The following is a 16,872-nucleotide window of genomic DNA, read 5'->3' as shown; positions in this document are numbered from 1 at the left end:
TTGCTATGACGATCGTCGCCCGCCGGGTCGATGCCGGCCTTGGCGGGCAGTCCTGACCAGACGGGCCGGCGTGCGCGGATGCCCCGGACGTCCCTTCGGAAAGAGGCGCAGCCCGCATGAGGAATCTCTCGAAACCCTTCATGGCGGAGCTTCAGAAGGCCCGCCGGACCGGCAACCCCTACCAGGCGGTGGTGGACGACGCCGCCCCCCTGGCGCCGGCGCTGGCCTCGCTGCCGTCCGGTCCGGTCACCGTGGACAACAGCGACGTCATCCGCGCCATCAGCGACCTCGGCGCGAAGCTCGACCGCTTCCTGACCATGGACGCCCAGCAGATCGACCAGATCCAGGTCGAGATCGCCGACATCTCGGGCCGGATCAAGGCCACCAAGGTGGAGATGGCGGCGATCCGCCACCCGCTGGCCGGCGACGACAAGTTCCAGCAGGCCTCCCAGGAGCTGAGCGCCGTCGTGTCCGCGACGGAGGCCGCGACCAACACCATCATGGCCTGCGCCGAGGAGCTGGAGGAGGTCGTTCACGAGTTGAAGTCCTCGCTGCCGGAGGGCTACCACGCCGACCGTGTCAACGACATGAACGACGTGATCGTCCGCATCTACGAGGCCTGCAACTTCCAGGACCTGACCGGCCAGCGCATCACCAAGGTCGTCCGCGCCCTGTCCTTCATCGAGGAGCGCGTCGACGCGATGATGAGCCACTGGAACAAGCGCGAGTTCGAGGCGATGCCCCTGCCGCCCACCGTCACCAAGATGGACGAGTCGCTGGAGCTGCACGGCCCCGCCGACCATCAGGAGACGGGCAACATCAGCCAGGCCGACATCGACGCGCTGTTCGGCTGACCGGTCCCCCGTTTCGCCCCCTTCCCAGCCCCCATCCCGGCCCCCGTTCCGGAGCGTCCGGCCGCATCGCGGCGGCGAGGTTCGAAATTTGTTCGCCGAAGCGGCTTGCCGCCCCCGCGCCCCGGCGTGCTATATAGGGCCAACTTCGAAAGCATCGCGACGACCATGCCCCGCCGTTTTACCCGTCTGCCGCTTGCGGCCCTCCTCCTGGCTTCCGCCCTGACCGCCTGCTCCTCGACCAAACCCGAGGACCAGTATGTCGAGCGCCCGGCCGAGCAGATCTACCAAGAGGCCGACGCCGCCATGCGGGAGGAGCGGTTCAAGGTCGCCGCCAAGCTCTATGACGAGGTGGAGCGCCAGCACCCCTATTCCGAATGGGCGGGCAAGGCGCAGATCATGGCGGCCTACGCCCATTACCAGGATCTGAAGTACGACGACGCGATCCTGGCGCTCGACCGCTACATCCAGCTTCATCCGGGCAGCCCCGACGTCTCCTACGCCTACTACATGCGGGCGCTGTCCTATTACGAGCAGATCACCGACGTGCGCCGCGACCAGCGCATGACCCGCCTGGCGCTGGACGCGCTGTCGGAGGTCGTGCGCCGTTTCCCGGACAGCCAGTACGCCCGCGACGCCAAGATCAAGATCGACCTGACCAACGACCATCTCGCCGGCAAGGAGATGGAGGTCGGGCGCTTCTATCTGAAGCAGCGCCAGTACACCGCCGCCATCGGCCGGTTCCGCACGGTGATTGAAAACTACCAGACCACCTCCCACGTCCCTGAGGCGCTGCACCGGCTGGTGGAGTGCTATCTGGCGCTGGGAATCACGGACGAGGCGAAGACCGCCGCCGCCGTGCTCGGCCACAACTTCCCCGGCAGCGAATGGTACACGGACAGCTACGCACTGCTGGTGGACGCCAACGTGCGTCCGGAGCGAAACGAGAAGTCCTGGATCAGCAGAGCCTGGAGCTCCCTGTTCTAGGACGATCCATGCTGGCGTCGCTGACGATCCGGGACGTCGTCCTGATCGAACGGCTGGGGCTGGGCTTCCGCAAGGGCCTGTGCGTCCTCACCGGCGAGACCGGTGCGGGCAAGTCGATCCTGCTCGACGCGCTGGGTCTGGCGCTGGGCGCGCGGGCCGATTCGGGCCTCGTCCGTCACGGCGCCGACCAGGCGTCGGTGACGGCGGAGTTCGACCTGTCGGGTGACCACCCGGCGCTCGCCATCCTCAGGGAGCAGGGGCTCGACCCCGAGGAGCGGCTGGTCGTCCGCCGCACCGTCAGTGCCGACGGGCGCAGCCGCGCCTGGGTCAACGACCAGGCGGTCGGCGTCGGCCTGCTGAAGCGGCTGGGCGAGGAGCTGGTCGAGGTCCATGGCCAGTTCGACACCCACGGCCTCCTGAATCCGCAGACCCACCGCGGCGTGCTGGACGCCTACGCCGGGCTGGCCGCCCAGGCTGCCCAGGTCGCCGCCACCCACCGCGCCTGGAGACAGGTCGAGGACGCGCGGGCCAACGCCGCCGCCGAGATCGCCCGCGCCCGCTCGGAGGAGGAGTATCTCCGCCACGCCGTGGCCGAGCTGGACGCGCTGGCCCCCAAGCCGGGCGAAGAGGAGGAACTGGCCGAGACCCGCGCCGTGCTGATGCACCGGGAAAAGCTGGTCGACGCGCTGAACGCCGCCTATGGGGAGCTGTCGGGCGACCGCGGGGTGGAGCGCGCCCTGTCCTCGGCCATCCGCACGCTGAGCCGCATCGCCGACAAGGCCGCCGGCAAGCTCGACCCGGTCATCGCCGCGCTCGACCGCGCCGCGACCGAGGCGGGGGAGGCCATCGCCGGTCTCCAGGCCGTGTCCTCCGACGTGGATATGGACCCGCAGGCCCTTGAGAAGCTGGAGGAGCGGCTGTTCGCCCTGCGCGCCGCCGCCCGCAAGCACGGGGTGGACGTGGACGCGCTGGCCCCCCTGCGCAAGGACATGGCCGACCGGCTGCTCCTGATCGAGGACCAGGGCGATCTGCTGGCCCGCCTCGCCCGTGAGGCGGAGGCCGCCCGCGACGCTTACCGCAAGGCCGCCGAGTCGCTGAGCCGGGAGCGCCAGCAGGCCGCCGGGCGGCTGGATACGGCGGTCGCCACCGAACTCGCCCCGCTGAAGCTGGAGAAGGCGAAGTTCCGCACGCTGGTCGAGCCGTTGGCCGACGAATCGGACTGGACCGCCGCCGGCATGGACCGCGTGGCCTTCCAGGTCGCCACCAACCCCGGTTCGCCCCCCGGTGCGCTGAACAAGATCGCGTCCGGTGGCGAGCTGGCGCGCTTCATGCTGGCGCTGAAGGTGGTGCTGGCCCAGACCTCGACCGTCGGCACGCTGGTGTTCGACGAGGTGGACACCGGCATCGGCGGCGCTGTCGCCGCCGCGGTGGGCGAGCGGCTGAAGACGCTCGGGCAGGGGCTTCAGGTCCTGGTGGTCACCCACAGCCCGCAGGTCGCCGCCCGCGGCTCCATCCACCTCAAGGTCCAGAAGTCGGTGAAGGGCGAGCAGGTGACGACCGGCGTGGTCGAGCTGGACGGCGACGACCGCCGCGAGGAGATCGCCCGCATGCTGTCCGGCGCCACCGTCACCGCCGAGGCCCGCGCCGCCGCCGACAGCCTGATCGCCGGGCGCGGCTAGCGCGGTACCATGATCCCGGCGAGCGGATGAATGGGCTTTCCCGTTCATCCGCTCGCCGGAGCGCCCGACCGGGCGCCGCGCCCCATGGCGCGAAAAGCCTGCGTGGCGTTTGAACGCAATACGTCAAGCCAAGTCCTTGGCTTGACGGTATCAGGTCACAGCAATCGCCCGCAGCGGTCATACGGCGGCCACAGCAAAACACGCATAGTCCAGCCCTGCGCGTCCGGTAAGCGGGCGCCGTTCGCCCAAGAACGAACAAGGTTGGCAAGATGTCGAACAGCTCCGCTTCCGCCGGCAACGTCGTTGTGATCGACAGCGGCCTGTCCTCCGCCTGGAACACGGGCCGGCTGGTCTATCAGCATGACTTCTACGGAAACGACAACGACGTCATGGTCGCCAACGCGAACACGCACGGCGCCCTGGTCACCGCGGAGATCCTGGAGAACGCGCCCGACGTCGGCATCATCGCGCTGAAGGTCATGCCCGACGACGGCAGCGGCGCCAGCGAGGCCAACATCGAGAAGGCCCTGCAGTGGGTCGTCGCCAACGCCGACGCCTACAACATCACGGCGGTGAACCTGTCGCTGGGCGGCGGCGCGCAGACGACCGCGGCCACCACCACGATCTCCGACGAGTTGGCCGCTCTCGCCGCCAAGCGCGTGCTGACCGTGGCCGCCGCCGGCAACAGCGGCGACGGCGGGGCGACGCAGACCGTGTCCAGCTACGCGGCCGACGTGAACCAGATCTGCGTTTCGGCCTCCACCGGGGACGGCGCCTTCCCGTCCTGGGCGCAGCGCAGCCCGTCGCTGACCGACGTCTGCGCCGACGGCACCGACGTGCGGATCACCAATCTGTCGGGCGTCACCTACACGGCCAACGGCTCCTCCTTCGCCGCGCCGGCGGTCACCGCGGCGGTGGCGCGGGCGCAGCAGGCGTGGGTGGAGCAGACCGGCACCCGGCTGACCCAGTCGGAGTTCCTCGATCTCGCCCGCAGCACCGGCAAGGCCATGGGCACCGCCGGCTATTTCGAGCTGGACACCGACGCCCTGCTGGCCAAGATCGCCCAGTCCGCCCCGGTCCCAACGGCGCAGAGCGCCACGACGATCACCGTCAACGCTTCCGGCGCGCCGGCGGGCGGGGTGAACGCCCATTTCAACCTGCTGGTGGACGGCAAGACGGTGGGGCAGGCCACGGTGGATTCGGCGGCCAAGGACTACAGCTTCACCGCCAACCTGACCGCCGACCAGGCCCACAAGGTGCAGGTCCAGTACGACAACGACGGCTTCGTCAACGGCCAGGACCGCAACCTGTTCGTCAACAAGGTGACGATCAACGGCACGGCCCACAGCCCGGCCGCCGCCAACGTCACCTATGACAAGGGCGCGCTCGACGGCAAGGACGTGGTCAAGGGCCAGTCGTCGATGTGGTGGGGCGGCACGCTGGTGGTCGATGCCCCGGCGAAGGATTTCCCGGTCCAGGCGGCGCCCGCCAACACGACGATCACGGTCAACGCCTCCGGAGCCGCGGCCGGCGGTGTGAACGCCCATTTCAATCTGCTGGTGGACGGCAAGGCCATCGGCGGCGCCACCGTCGGCACGGCGGCCAAGGACTTCACCTTCGCCACCAACCTGACCGCCGACCAGGCGCACAAGGTCCAGGTCCAGTACGACAACGACGCCATGGTGAACGGGCAGGACCGCTCGCTGTTCGTCAACAAAGTCACCATCAACGGCCACGCCGTCGCCCCCACGGCGTCGAACGTCACCTACGACAAGGGCGCGCTCGACGGGAAGGACGTGGTGAAGGGGCAGGCCGGCCTGTGGTGGAACGGCACGCTGGTCGTCGACGCCGACAAGTCCTGGTTCCCCTCCGCCGCCGGGACGGGCGCCGTGGCGTCGGCCCTGTCCGCGAGCCCGCCCGCCGCCCAACACGCGGACGGCCAGGACACCGTGTGGCAGCATCTCGTCGCGCAGCGGCTGGAGGCGGCGGCTCCGCTGCACGCCGACCATGGTGCGTCGCTGTACGACGCCGTCCCGCCGCTGGACGCTTACGCCCACGCCGCGGCCCTGGCGGAGCATCACCCCGACCCGCTGCATCCGCTCGACGCCGCCTAAAGCGAACTTCCGTTCGCTTTAGACTCATAGCGCCTCATTCGCCGGCGGGCTCCGGCCGCATGTGCGACCGGGACCGCCGTCGCGGTCCAAAGCGGATTGCAATCCGCTTTAAGGGCGGCCTCCCGGCGTCTTTTCCTTCACGACGTTCGGCTTCGCCTCGTCCTTTCCGGTGGTGCCCGGCCGGCGCGCGTCCTTCGCGGGCGCCGGCGGTGGGGGTGCCGGTCAAGGAGGAGCGATGCCCAGGGAAAAATTCATCGGGAACGACAGCCATCACGATATGGCGTGCCATGTCTTCGCGCTGTCCGGCGATCCCGAGACGGCCGTCGCGATCAACACACGGTACGCCAGGCTGGGCGATCTTCTCTACGGGGTGGAGGACATTCCGGTTGACGACGAGATTGCCGGTGGGCTGACGGTGCTCACCAACAACGACCTTTGGAAAGGGCCCGCCCCCGACCAGCCGCCGGCGCAGGTCGCGCCGCTCAGCCTGCTCCTGCTGTGCCGAGAATTCGGCTTCACGCCGCAGGAGGGCAGCGGCATCCGCCTGTGGGGCCGCTTTCTTCCCGGGCAGGTGCTGCCGCAGCACATGTATGTGACCACGCCCGACGGCAGGATCTGGGACACCATGCCGGGCAAGCCGATCTACCGCCGCGTCAGCAAGGACGGACGCAATCCCGGGGCCGAGGGGGACGCTCCGGACGGGCAGGACATCATGCTGGCCCCCGACGAGGTCTTCAGCGTCGCGGTGGCCGCCCTGGCCCCGAAGACCCGGGAGGTCATCGAGACTCCCAACGATCAGTGGGAAAAGGACGGGGAAGACCCCGACGCAGGCCAGGCCGGACAGAACGGCCCGGAAGCCGGCGGCGACTTCATCGGCGACGAGGACGAGAACGCCCTGGGCGATTCGTGATCCCCGGTGGCGGGGGCGGAACGGCGCGCCCGCCGTCTCCCGGTCCCGCCTCCTATCCCCGCGCCGACGTCCGCCTCACGCCCGCCTCACGACGCCATGCGCAGGGACAACATGTGCGACAGGAACTTGTCCAGCGCGGTGCGCAGTTCCTCGGCCGTCCCGGTCAGCCGCGCGGTGGTGTGGAAGGCGTCCTCGACCGACGCCATGACCGACCGCGCGCCGTCGGCGAGGTGCCCGGCCTCGTCGGACATGCGTTCCGCGGAGCGGCTCGCCTCATGGATGTTCTGGGCAATCTCCCGCGTCGCGTCGTTCTGCTGGCCCATGATGGACAGGACGTCCTGCGAATGGGTGCGCAGCGCTCCGACCACCGCGCCGATTCCGGCGATCTCGTCGCGGGTCCGGCCGGTTGCTCCGTCGATCTCCTGAAGCAGGCGGGTGATGTCCTCGGTGGCTCCGGCGGTCTGCTTGGCGAGCTGCTTGACCTCTGCCGCCACCACGGAGAAGCCGCGCCCGGCCTCGCCGGCGCGGGCCGCCTCGATGGTGGCGTTCAGCGCCAGCAGGTTGGTCTGGTTGGCGATGGTGTTGATCAGCTTCAGCGTTCCGCCGATCCGCCCGGCGATCCCGGCCAGCGCGGTGACCGCTTCGGTGGAGCGCTGGGTGGCGGCCTGGGCCTCGTTGACGATGGAAAAGGCGCTTTCCATGCGCGACACCACGCTGTGGTTGGTGGCGGTCAACTCCTCGGCCGCCGCGGCGATGGCGCGGGCGTTGCTGGCGGTGCCGGAGACCGCGCCGGTCAGATGCTCCGTGCGCACGCCGGTGTCCTGGGCGATGCCGCGCACCGCGCCGGTCGCCGCGTTGACCGCCGCCGCCGAGTGGCCAACGGTTTCGATGGCGCCCTGCACCGTGTTCCGGAAATTCTCCGCCAGCTCGACCAGCATCCGGTTCGTCATGGTCATCACGGCGGTGCTGTAGGCGTCGAAGGACAGGTCGAGGTCGAGGAAGATCGCGGTCTCCACCGCCCCCATGATCGTCATGGCGCGCGGCGCGTCGCGGCGGTGCCGCTCGCCGACCAGAGCGCCCAGCCGTCCCAGAACCAGCCGGTAGGCCCCGAAGTACCAGCGCGGGTGCAGGCCGATGCGGTAATGCGCCTGGCCCACCGCCTTGACGCGCGTCAGGTAGACCTCGTCGAAGCTTCCGGAAAACAGATGCCGCCAGTGGTTGACCTGGGCCTCCTTCAAGCGCTCGACGGATTTCCCGTCCAGGATCCTCCTGAGTTCGGGGATGGCGAGAAGGTGGTCGTAGAAGTCCTTGAGGATGACGGGCAGGTGAGGCTCGGCGATGCTCCAGGCTTCCTTCAGAAGCGTTGCCGTTTCACCACCAATCCGCAGAAAGGAGAGGCGTTCCTGAATGCCGTTGTCCATGGCGTTCGTCTCTTGGTTCTTGGTTGGCAGGCGTTGAAGCACGGCTGCACCGGGACCCCTGCCGGCTGACCGCCGCTCGGCTATAACCATGGAGCCATCATGGACATGACAATTTTAACGATCGGTTTCACACTCGATTGCGGCTTTGTAAAACATTGAACTTATTGAAGTCCGACGACTAAAAAGACAGAACCGGCGAAAGAATATAATTTCCCGCACCGCCCTTCGTCGATGTCGTAGGAAATAAGGAAGATTCTCAAGTCTCTGGAAATCTTCGCAAAGCTGCCATGAAGCGGCGCCTGGCCGTCATTTGGACATGCTCTTCCGGAATGTTTTAATACTCCGGTATGCGACAACCGGGCGCAGGCCTATGCCGGTCTCAGGCGGCGCGCTTCCAGGGCTGCCAACCGCCGAGGCGAAGTCCGACGGCGATACCGGTGAATGGGATGCGCAACTCCAGGTCGCGGGGCTGGAAGAAGGTCAGGCGTTCGGGCGTGCCGGTCGCGCCGTACTCCAGGCGGGCGCCCTTCGGTTCCTCCGCGAACTCGTCGCTCATCACCTGCCAGATCTCCAGATCATCGCCGTGGTTGGAGATCTTGTACTGGCCGCAGCGCCAGACCGGGGCCTCGCCGACGCCGCCCTCGACCACCTTCTTGTCACCGTCCATCTTCACGTCGCCCACCCCGGCGGCCCGGCCCGACATGGACGGCCCCTGGCTTTCCGCACGGAAGCCCAGCCGCAGCCAGGCGGAGCGGGTGCGCGGGATCATCCGGCGCAGCAGGCGCGCGTCCTCCGTCGCGAAATGGTCGGGATCGTCGTACAGGATGCGGTCAAGCGCCGCGGCGATGACGAAGCGATCGTCGATGGTCAGGCTGCCGGCGGTCGCACGGCTGGTCGGCTCGGTCATACAGCACATCCGTTCACGGGCGCCGGCCCATCATACACGCAACCCTCGCGCTCCCGCACCTTTCAAGGTCTGCTCAAGGTCTGCAGTTTCAAGGTTGGTGCGGACGGGGCCGAATGCCAGACCGGCTCAAGGCCGGACTCCACGCCACGCCCCCGCGGCGCTATGCTGCGCCCCCGGCGGCGCCCGCCGACCCGGCGCCGTCCACACGAGAAGGCATCGAAGAGACCCGCCATGAACGACCTGTTCGACACCCCCGCCGCGCTCCGCAGCATCCCCGTGGAGGAGCTGACGGTGGGGCAGGCGCAGGCGGAACTGGCCGCGCTGGCCCAGGAGATCGCCCACCACGACCGGCTCTATCACCAGCAGGACAAGCCGGAGATTTCCGACGCCGACTATGACGCGCTGGTCCGCCGCAACAACGGGATCGAGGCGCGCCATCCGGAGCTGCGCCGCGCCGATTCGCCGTCGCTGCGCGTCGGTGCGGCCCCGTCGGCGGCCTTCCGCAAGGTGCGGCACGCGCTGCCCATGCTGTCGCTGGGCAACGCCTTCGAGCCGGAGGAGGCGCACGAGTTCGTCGCCCGCGTCCGCCGCTTCCTCGGCCTGTCCGACGACGCCCCCCTGGAGTTCGTGGCCGAGCCGAAGATCGACGGGCTGTCCTGCTCGCTGCGCTACGAGAACGGCCGGCTGGTCCTGGCCGCCACCCGTGGCGACGGGACGGAGGGCGAGGACGTGACCGCCAACGTCCGCACCATCAAGGACGTGCCGCAGACCCTGGAGGCGCCCTATCCCGCCGTCCTGGAGGTGCGTGGCGAGGTCTACATGAACCGCGACGACTTCCTGGCGATGAACCGCGCCTACGCGGAGCGGGGGGAAGACCTGTTCGCCAACCCGCGCAACGCCGCCGCCGGGTCGCTGCGCCAGAAGGATTCGAAGATCACCGCGTCGCGCCCGCTCTGCTTCTTCGGCTACGCGCTGGGTGAGCTGTCGGAGCCGATCGCCGACACCCAGTGGGGCATCCGCGAGCGTCTGAGCGGCTGGGGCTTCTCGCTGAACCGCCCGGCCAACCTGTGCAACGGCGCCGAGGCGCTGCTGACCCATTACCGCAAGATCGGGGAGGAGCGCTCGGCGCTGCCCTTCGACATCGACGGGGTGGTCTACAAGGTCAACAGCCTGGAGCTTCAGCAGCGGCTGGGCTTCGTCAGCCGGGCGCCGCGCTGGGCCATCGCCCACAAGTTCCCGGCGGAGCAGGCGCAGACCCGGCTGAAGGGCATCACCATCCAGGTCGGCCGCACCGGCGCCCTGACCCCGGTGGCCGAGCTGGAGGACATCACCGTCGGCGGCGTGGTGGTCAGCCGCGCCACGCTGCACAACGAGGACGAGATCGCCCGCAAGGATGTCCGCATCGGCGATCTGGTGACCGTCCAGCGGGCCGGCGACGTGATCCCGCAGATTGTCGGGGTGGTGGAGGGGCAGCGCCCCGACGACGCCGTCCCCTATGTCTTCCCCGACCATTGCCCGGTCTGCGGCAGCCTCGCCGTGCGCGAGCCGGACGAGGCGGTGCGCCGCTGCACCGGCGGCCTGATCTGCGCCGCCCAGGCCAAGGAGCGGCTGCGCCATTTCGTGTCGCGCAACGCCTTCGACATCGAAGGGCTGGGCGAGAAGACCATCGAGGAGTTCTGGGAGGACGGGCTGATCCGCTCCCCCGTGGACATCTTCACGCTGGAACGCCGGGTGGCGGCGGGCGAGATCGCCATCCTCGGCCGTCCGGGCTGGAAGGAGAAGTCGGTCGAAAACCTGTTCGGCGCGATCAACCAGCGGCGCGAGCGCATCGACCTGCACCGCTTCATCTTCGCGCTGGGCATCCGCCACATCGGCGAGGTGACGGCCAAGTCGCTGGCCCGCCAATACGGCTCGATCGACGGCTGGCTGGAGGGGATGGAGCGCGCCGTCGCCAACATGCCGGGCGAGGCGTGGCGCGACCTGCACGCGCTGAACGGCCTCGGCCCGGTGAAGGCCGACGCGCTGCTCGCCTGGTTCGCCGACCCGGAGAACCTGCCGAAGCTGGATTTCTACGCCGGCCAGGAAGCGCTGCGGCTGGACAGCGTGATCAAGCTGCTGGGCATCAAGAAGGTGGACAGCCGGGCCGCCCAGGCGCTGGCCGAACGCTACGGCGCCCTTGCGGACTGGAAGGCGGCGATGCTCGCCGCGGTCGCCGCGCAGCCCGGCCCCGGCTGGGGCGAGCTGGTCGCCATCCCCGACGTCGGCGAGGTCGCCGCGGAGGAATTGGCCGGCTTCTTCCTGGAAGAGCGCAACCGCGCGATCATCCACGACCTGCGCGCCGCCGGCGTGCGGGTGGCCGACGCCGAACGCCCGAAGGCGGCCAGCGGCTCTCCCGTCGCCGGCAAGACGGTGGTCTTCACCGGCACGCTGGAGACCATGACCCGCACCGAGGCGAAGACCCGCGCGGAGTCGCTGGGCGCCAAGGTCGCCGGCTCGGTCTCGGCCAAGACGGACTACGTCATCTGCGGGGCGGACGCGGGCAGCAAGGCCGCCAAGGCGCGCGATCTGGGCGTGACCATCCTCAGCGAGCAGGAGTGGGCCGAGCTGATCGCCGGCTGACCGGCGGCGGCGAGGGAGGGGCGGCGCGGCTGTGTGCCGCGTTGACGCCCCTCGCCGCCGGTCCCATAAAGGGTCGAAGCGCCATAAGAAGAACGAGACGGGGGATCGCCATGGACTCCATTCAATGGTCGCGCTGGATGAGCGTCGGTATCGAAGAACTCGATGATGATCATCGCGTTCTCGTGGACATCGTCAACAAGCTGGGCGCGGACGAGAACCGCTCCTCTCCTGACGTCATCGAAGCGATTCTCGACGAGCTGATCCATTACACCAAGGATCATTTCGCACGCGAAGAAGCGCACATGGCCCAGGCCAACTACCCGACCTTCGCCGCGCACAAGGCCCTTCACGATGCGCTGACGCGGAACGTGGAATCCTACCGCGAGCGCTTCCATGCCCAGCGTGAGACCATCACGGGCGACGAGGTGTTCGAATTCTGCGCCGACTGGCTCGGCCAGCACATCCTCAAGGAAGACACCCGTTTCGGCGCCTACGCCGCGGAGCAGTGAGTGAGTGACCCTCTCCCCTCCGGGAAGAGGGAAGGGGCCCGCGCCGTAGGCGTGGGAAGGGTGAGGGTGTTTCCAAGGATAAGCGCTTTGATCCTCGCTCGCCCCTCACCCGCCCGCTGCGCGGGCACCCTTTCCCAAGGCGAGAGAGGGGATTTCGACGGCGCTACCTCAGGCGAAGTCTCAAAAACACCACATAAAATATTGATATAATTCAATATTACTGCGCTTTTGGGAAAGCGGCGCAACAATCACATCCTTCCACTCCCGGAAGGGGAGGGGAGTGCGCGGGCGACTCGCCCTGCGCGAATCCGAGAGGGGAGGGGAGCGCGCGAAACGAAAATGCCCTCCCCGGAAGGGGAGGGCAGGGGCAGCGCGACGCTGTGGAGCGCGTTTTAGGCGACGGCGAGCCGCTCGGTCGCGTGCCAGACGGCACCCGGCAGCGCCGTGCTCGGCGGCGTCTCGTAGCACCAGGCGCTGGCGTCGGCGAACAGCGCGCGCAGCAGCTGGTTGTTCAGGGCATGGCCGGAGCGCACGCCGTGGAAGTGGCCGACGAACATCGCGCCGGCCAGATAGAGATCGCCGACCGCGTCCAGGATCTTGTGGCGCACGAACTCGTCGTCGAAGCGCAGGCCGCCTTCGTTCATCACTTCGTCGCCGGAGATGACCACCGCGTTGTCGAGCGAGCCGCCGCGGGCGAGGCCCATCTTGCGCAGGCCCTCGACCTCGTGCAGGAAGCCGAAGGTGCGGGCGGCGCTGATCTCGTCGCGGAAGGTCTCGGCGTCCAGCTCCACCTCGTGGCTCTGCTGGGCGATGGCCTTGCTGGCGAAGTCGATCTCGAAGCTGAAGCCGGTCGTGTGGTCCGGCGTGAAGGTGGCGCTCTTGTTGCCCTCGGTCACGGTGACCGGCTTCAGGATGCGGATGGCGCGGCGCGGCGCGTTCTGCGACACGGTGCCGACGCGCTCGATGGCCTCCACGAAGGGGGCGGCGCTGCCGTCCATGATCGGCACCTCAATGTTGTCCAGCGCGACCACGGCGTTGTCCACGCCGCAGCCGGCCAGCGCCGACATCAGATGCTCGATGGTGCCGATGGTGGTGCCGTGGGCGTTGCCGATGACCGTGCACAGCTTGGTGTCGACCACATGGTCCCAGCGCGCCGGGATCACCGCGGCGGGGCCGCTGAGATCGGTGCGCCGGAAGACGATGCCGCTGTTCGGCTCGGCCGGGGAAATCGTCAGGGTGACCGTTGCGCCCGTATGCAGCCCGACGCCCGAGCAACGCACCGGCTTCGCCAGGGTACGCTGCAGCATGCCTTCGGTCTTGATGCGATTCTGAGCCACGGTGTCTGTCCCGTTTCAATCTTGGTCTTGTGCGGTCGGTCCGCGATTTGCCGCCGGTCTCCGCCGAGGGCGGGGCGGGTCAGCGCTTATGACCGCATATGCTAGGTATCATTGGCCCCCATGGAGGACAAATCACTCTTTGTTACCGTTTGTTGCAGGGCGGTAGAGCACCGTCGCCGGACGCGAAACCGGCGTCCCCCAGACACGAAAAGACCGCCCCCGGAGCGTTCTTGCGAAGCTCTGGAGGCGGCTGAAGTCTAACAGGTTGTGGATACCCGCCGATGCCGCTTCGAAAGAGGCGGCGGCGACCGGCGGGTTGCTGTTGCCCTCAGATCAATTGGGCCAGCCTCGTTGACGCGTCAGTTGGCCTGACGGCGCAGGAAGGCGGGGATGTCCAGCGCTTCCTCGTCGATCTTCTGGGTGGTGCCGTCGCCCATCGCCTGCGGGCGCGGGGCCTGGGCCATCGGCGGCTGCGGGGCGGCCATCGGCGGCTGCGGCATCACCGGCTGCTGGTGCTGCGGCTGGTGGTGCTGGGGCTGATGGTGATGCTGCGGCTGGTGCTGCGGCTGCGGGGCCGGTTGCGGCGCCGGCTCGGCCTTGCGGCCGGCCAGACCGGTGACCAGACCGAACAGGAAGTTCGGCTTGCGGGCCGGCGGCTCCGCCTGGGCGGCGGCGGCGAGCTGGCTCGACATCGGCGGGGCGTTCATCGGCTGGCGCGGGCCGGGATCGGCGGCCTTCGGGGCGATGAAGTGGCCGTCGCGGCGCTCGCTGTGCAGCGGGCCGGTGGCGACGTTGCGGGCCGGAGCGGTTTCCACCGGCTGCATGGCGTCGTGGCTCATCGGCATGTGCGGGTGGGGCGCATGCTGCGGGGCGTGCTGGACCATCGGGTCGATGGGCTGCTGGATCGGCTGCTGGACCGGAACGTGCTGCTGGACCTCGGCCGGATGGTGCTGGGGCTGGACCTGCGGCTGGGCCTGGGGCTGCGGAACGCCGCCCATCGGGCGCGGGGCCAGACCGGCGCCGGGGATCGCCGGGGCGACCGAGCCGGAGGCGAGCGGAGCCGGGGCAGCCTGGGTCAGGCCGGCCGCGCCGGCGGGCTTCTTGGCGAGGCCGCCATTGCCGCCGTTGCGGTCGGAGACCAGCGACAGGTTGACCGGATGCAGGGTGCGCGGGTTGGACATCGCCGCGGCGTCGATGCCGGTGGCGACCACCGACACGCGCATCACGCCGTCCAGCGAGCTGTCGAAGGTCGAGCCGAAGATGATGTTGGCGTCCGGATCGACCTCGTCGCGGACGCGGTTCGCCGCCTCGTCGACCTCGAACAGGGTCATGTCGTAGCCGCCGGTGATGTTGATGAGGACGCCGCGGGCACCCTTCATCGACACGTCGTCGAGCAGCGGGTTGGAGATGGCGGCCTCGGCGGCCTCGATGGCGCGGCGCTCGCCGCCGGCCTCGCCGGTGCCCATCATCGCCTTGCCCATCTCGGTCATCACCGAGCGGATGTCGGCGAAGTCCAGGTTGATGAGGCCGGGCATCACCATCAGGTCGGTCACGCCGCGCACGCCGGAATGCAGAACGTCGTCGGCCATCTTGAAGGCGTCCGCGAAGGTCGTCTTCTCGTTGGCGATGCGGAACAGGTTCTGGTTCGGGATGATGATCAGCGTGTCGACATACTGCTGCAGCTCGGCGATGCCCGATTCGGCCAGGCGCATGCGGTGCGCGCCCTCGAAATGGAAGGGCTTGGTCACCACGCCGACGGTCAGCAGGCCGCGCTCGCGGGCGGCGCGGGCGATGACCGGGGCCGCACCCGTGCCGGTGCCGCCGCCCATGCCGGCGGTGATGAACACCATGTTGGCGCCTTCGAGGTGACCGATGATCTCCTCGAGCTGCTCCTCGGCGGAGGCGCGGCCGACGTCCGGCTTGGAGCCGGCGCCCAGGCCGCGGGTCATGGTGGTGCCGAGCTGGACGCGCTTCTCGCAGAGCGAGCCCTTCAGGGCCTGCGCGTCGGTGTTGCCGACCACGAAGTCCACGCCTTCCAGGTTGGACTTGATCATGTTGTTCACGGCGTTGCCGCCGGCGCCGCCGACACCGAAGACGGTGATGCGGGGCTTCAGCTCGGGTTCGATGCTGGGGATGGTCACGTTGATCATGTTATGGCCTCCACAACCTTTTGATTGGTTCGATGCTTTGCGTCGCGGGTTCTTGCCCGGTTGGTTCCGGGTGGTGTTTTTAGGCAGGAATGACGGGGCGTGCCGGGAGCCTTTTTGGGTTCAGTTCAAAGGTTCTCCCGCAGCCACAGGCCGACGCGCCCGAAGAACCCCGTGCCGGCGCCAGCCTCATGGCCCGCCACGGGAAGTTCCGCCGGATTGCGCACGGCGTGCAGAAGGAGGCCCGCGGCGGTCGAATAGGACGGACCGCCTTGCGCCTCGTTCAGACCGGTGATCCGCGTCGGTCGCCCGATGCGGACCTGTTTGTCCAGGATCAGCTGCGCCAGCTCGCGCATGCCCGGCAACTGGCTGGCGCCGCCCGTCAGGACGACGCGCCGGCCGACCAGCTTCGCGTAGCCGGAATGCTCCAGCCGCGAGCGGACATGCTCGAAAATCTCCTCCAGCCGGGGCTGGATGATGCGCACCAGATAGGATTTCGGCAGGTTGTTGGCGCCGAGGCGCTCCTCTTCGCCGACCTGGGGGACGTCGATCATCTCGCGCTCGTCGGCGGGGCTGGTGATGGCGCTGCCGTGCAGCGTCTTCATGCGCTCCGCATGGACGACCGGCGTGGTCAGCCCGCGCGCGATGTCGTTGGTGACGTGGTTGCCGCCCAGCCGGATGCAGTCCGACCAGACCAGCGTGCCTTCGGAGAAGACGGAGATCGTCGTGGTGCCGCCGCCCATGTCGATGCAGGCGGAGCCCATCTCCATCTCGTCGTCGACCAGACAGGCGAGGCCGGACGCGTAGGGGCTGGCGACCAGGCCCTCGATGTCGAGGTGACAGCGGGCCACGCAGGTCTGCAGGTTGCGCACCGCCCCGGCGGGCGAGGTGATGACGTGGGCCTGGACGCCCAGCCGCTCGCCGTACATGCCCTTGGGGTCGCGGATGCCGCGGCTGCCGTCGAGCGCGAAGCCCACGGGAATCGCGTGGACCAGCGCCTGATCCGGGCCGACCTGCAGGCTGCGGGCGTGGGCCAGCGCGCGGCGGACGTCGCTCTCCGTCACCTCCTGGCCGGAGACCGGGACCTCGGCGTTGAAGCCGTGGGAGATCGGGGAGGACACGTTGACGATCACGTCGCGGATCGTCTCGTTGGCCATCTGCTCGGCCGCGTGGACGGCGGCGCCGATCGAGGTCTCCGCCGCTTCCATGTCGATGATGGCGCCGGCGCGCACGCCCGTGGCGATCTGGTGGCCGATGCCGACGATGCGCACGGCCCCCGCATCCTCGACGCGGGCGATGAGGCAGCACACCTTGGTCGAGCCGACGTCCAGCGCGGCGATGATCCCGCCGCGGGTGGCTCGTTTTGGCTTTTTCGCCCCGTTGAAGCCCAT

General features: G+C 68.9%; 12 protein-coding genes. 7 read left to right on the top strand and 5 right to left on the bottom strand.

Annotation, left to right across the window (positions count from 1 at the left end; all coding sequences use genetic code 11):
- The first annotated feature begins 116 nt into the window (after window positions 1-116).
- The 5 genes from D3869_RS04795 to D3869_RS04775 all read left to right on the top strand — a co-directional run bounded on the left by D3869_RS04795 (window position 117) and on the right by D3869_RS04775 (window position 6,541).
- The gene (locus D3869_RS04795; protein WP_137139136.1) at window positions 117-854 is read left to right on the top strand and encodes a protein phosphatase CheZ; all 738 of its coding nucleotides are present in this window, start codon (window positions 117-119) and stop codon (window positions 852-854) included.
- A gap of 165 nt (window positions 855-1,019) precedes the next feature.
- Window positions 1,020-1,838 (top strand): outer membrane protein assembly factor BamD, encoded by an 819-nt coding sequence (locus D3869_RS04790; RefSeq protein ID WP_109068122.1) that lies wholly within the window; start codon window positions 1,020-1,022, stop codon window positions 1,836-1,838.
- Between the two features lie 8 nt (window positions 1,839-1,846).
- Window positions 1,847-3,517, top strand: a complete 1,671-nt coding sequence (gene recN / locus D3869_RS04785; protein ID WP_137139135.1) for a DNA repair protein RecN — start codon at window positions 1,847-1,849, stop codon at window positions 3,515-3,517.
- A gap of 269 nt (window positions 3,518-3,786) precedes the next feature.
- Window positions 3,787-5,631, top strand: coding sequence for a carbohydrate-binding domain-containing protein (locus tag D3869_RS33560; protein WP_247895723.1), 1,845 nt, complete (start codon window positions 3,787-3,789; stop codon window positions 5,629-5,631).
- Window positions 5,632-5,866: 235 nt separating this feature from the next.
- Complete coding sequence (locus D3869_RS04775; protein ID WP_137139134.1) at window positions 5,867-6,541, top strand: hypothetical protein; 675 nt, start codon at window positions 5,867-5,869, stop codon at window positions 6,539-6,541.
- A gap of 86 nt (window positions 6,542-6,627) precedes the next feature.
- On the opposite strand, the gene D3869_RS04770 is transcribed toward D3869_RS04775, so the two are convergent.
- Together D3869_RS04770 and D3869_RS04765 are read right to left on the bottom strand one after the other, a co-directional pair.
- Window positions 6,628-7,962, bottom strand: coding sequence for a globin-coupled sensor protein (locus tag D3869_RS04770; protein ID WP_175426397.1), 1,335 nt, complete (start codon window positions 7,960-7,962; stop codon window positions 6,628-6,630).
- A gap of 379 nt (window positions 7,963-8,341) precedes the next feature.
- On the bottom strand, window positions 8,342-8,869 hold the full coding sequence (locus D3869_RS04765) for a hypothetical protein (protein WP_137139132.1): 528 nt from the start codon (window positions 8,867-8,869) through the stop codon (window positions 8,342-8,344).
- A gap of 231 nt (window positions 8,870-9,100) precedes the next feature.
- Here D3869_RS04765 and ligA point away from each other — a divergent pair, with 231 nt between their 5' ends.
- Together ligA and D3869_RS04755 are read left to right on the top strand one after the other, a co-directional pair.
- Window positions 9,101-11,488, top strand: coding sequence for an NAD-dependent DNA ligase LigA (gene ligA / locus D3869_RS04760; RefSeq protein ID WP_137139131.1), 2,388 nt, complete (start codon window positions 9,101-9,103; stop codon window positions 11,486-11,488).
- A gap of 110 nt (window positions 11,489-11,598) precedes the next feature.
- Complete coding sequence (locus tag D3869_RS04755) at window positions 11,599-11,997, top strand: bacteriohemerythrin (protein ID WP_137139130.1); 399 nt, start codon at window positions 11,599-11,601, stop codon at window positions 11,995-11,997.
- A gap of 392 nt (window positions 11,998-12,389) precedes the next feature.
- Here D3869_RS04755 and lpxC read toward each other — a convergent pair whose 3' ends face one another.
- The 3 genes from lpxC to ftsA form a co-directional block, all read right to left on the bottom strand.
- The gene (gene lpxC, locus D3869_RS04750; protein WP_137139129.1) at window positions 12,390-13,334 is read right to left on the bottom strand and encodes a UDP-3-O-acyl-N-acetylglucosamine deacetylase; all 945 of its coding nucleotides are present in this window, start codon (window positions 13,332-13,334) and stop codon (window positions 12,390-12,392) included.
- A 359-nt stretch (window positions 13,335-13,693) separates the two neighbouring features.
- Complete coding sequence (gene ftsZ / locus D3869_RS04745) at window positions 13,694-15,484, bottom strand: cell division protein FtsZ (protein ID WP_137139128.1); 1,791 nt, start codon at window positions 15,482-15,484, stop codon at window positions 13,694-13,696.
- Between the two features lie 125 nt (window positions 15,485-15,609).
- Window positions 15,610-16,872, bottom strand: a complete 1,263-nt coding sequence (gene ftsA, locus D3869_RS04740) for a cell division protein FtsA (protein ID WP_038530575.1) — start codon at window positions 16,870-16,872, stop codon at window positions 15,610-15,612.

It is taken from the genome of Azospirillum brasilense (genome assembly GCF_005222205.1).
Lineage (GTDB): Bacteria > Pseudomonadota > Alphaproteobacteria > Azospirillales > Azospirillaceae > Azospirillum > Azospirillum brasilense_G.
Note: the sequence above shows the minus strand (reverse complement) of the source record. Positions and strands in the feature narration are given on the sequence as shown.

Excerpts from the sequence above, each read along its gene's own strand:
- D3869_RS33560 (WP_247895723.1), top strand. The coding sequence starts at position 3,787 with ATGTCGAACAGCTCCGCTTCCGCCGGCAACGTCGTTGTGATCGACAGC.
- D3869_RS04755 (WP_137139130.1), top strand. The coding sequence starts at position 11,599 with ATGGACTCCATTCAATGGTCGCGCTGGATGAGCGTCGGTATCGAAGAA.
- ftsA (WP_038530575.1), bottom strand. The coding sequence starts at position 16,872 with ATGGGCTTCAACGGGGCGAAAAAGCCAAAACGAGCCACCCGCGGCGGG.
- D3869_RS04770 (WP_175426397.1), bottom strand. The coding sequence starts at position 7,962 with ATGGACAACGGCATTCAGGAACGCCTCTCCTTTCTGCGGATTGGTGGT.
- D3869_RS04790 (WP_109068122.1), top strand. The coding sequence starts at position 1,020 with ATGCCCCGCCGTTTTACCCGTCTGCCGCTTGCGGCCCTCCTCCTGGCT.
- ftsZ (WP_137139128.1), bottom strand. The coding sequence starts at position 15,484 with ATGATCAACGTGACCATCCCCAGCATCGAACCCGAGCTGAAGCCCCGC.
- D3869_RS04795 (WP_137139136.1), top strand. The coding sequence starts at position 117 with ATGAGGAATCTCTCGAAACCCTTCATGGCGGAGCTTCAGAAGGCCCGC.
- recN (WP_137139135.1), top strand. The coding sequence starts at position 1,847 with ATGCTGGCGTCGCTGACGATCCGGGACGTCGTCCTGATCGAACGGCTG.
- D3869_RS04775 (WP_137139134.1), top strand. The coding sequence starts at position 5,867 with ATGCCCAGGGAAAAATTCATCGGGAACGACAGCCATCACGATATGGCG.
- ligA (WP_137139131.1), top strand. The coding sequence starts at position 9,101 with ATGAACGACCTGTTCGACACCCCCGCCGCGCTCCGCAGCATCCCCGTG.
- D3869_RS04765 (WP_137139132.1), bottom strand. The coding sequence starts at position 8,869 with ATGACCGAGCCGACCAGCCGTGCGACCGCCGGCAGCCTGACCATCGAC.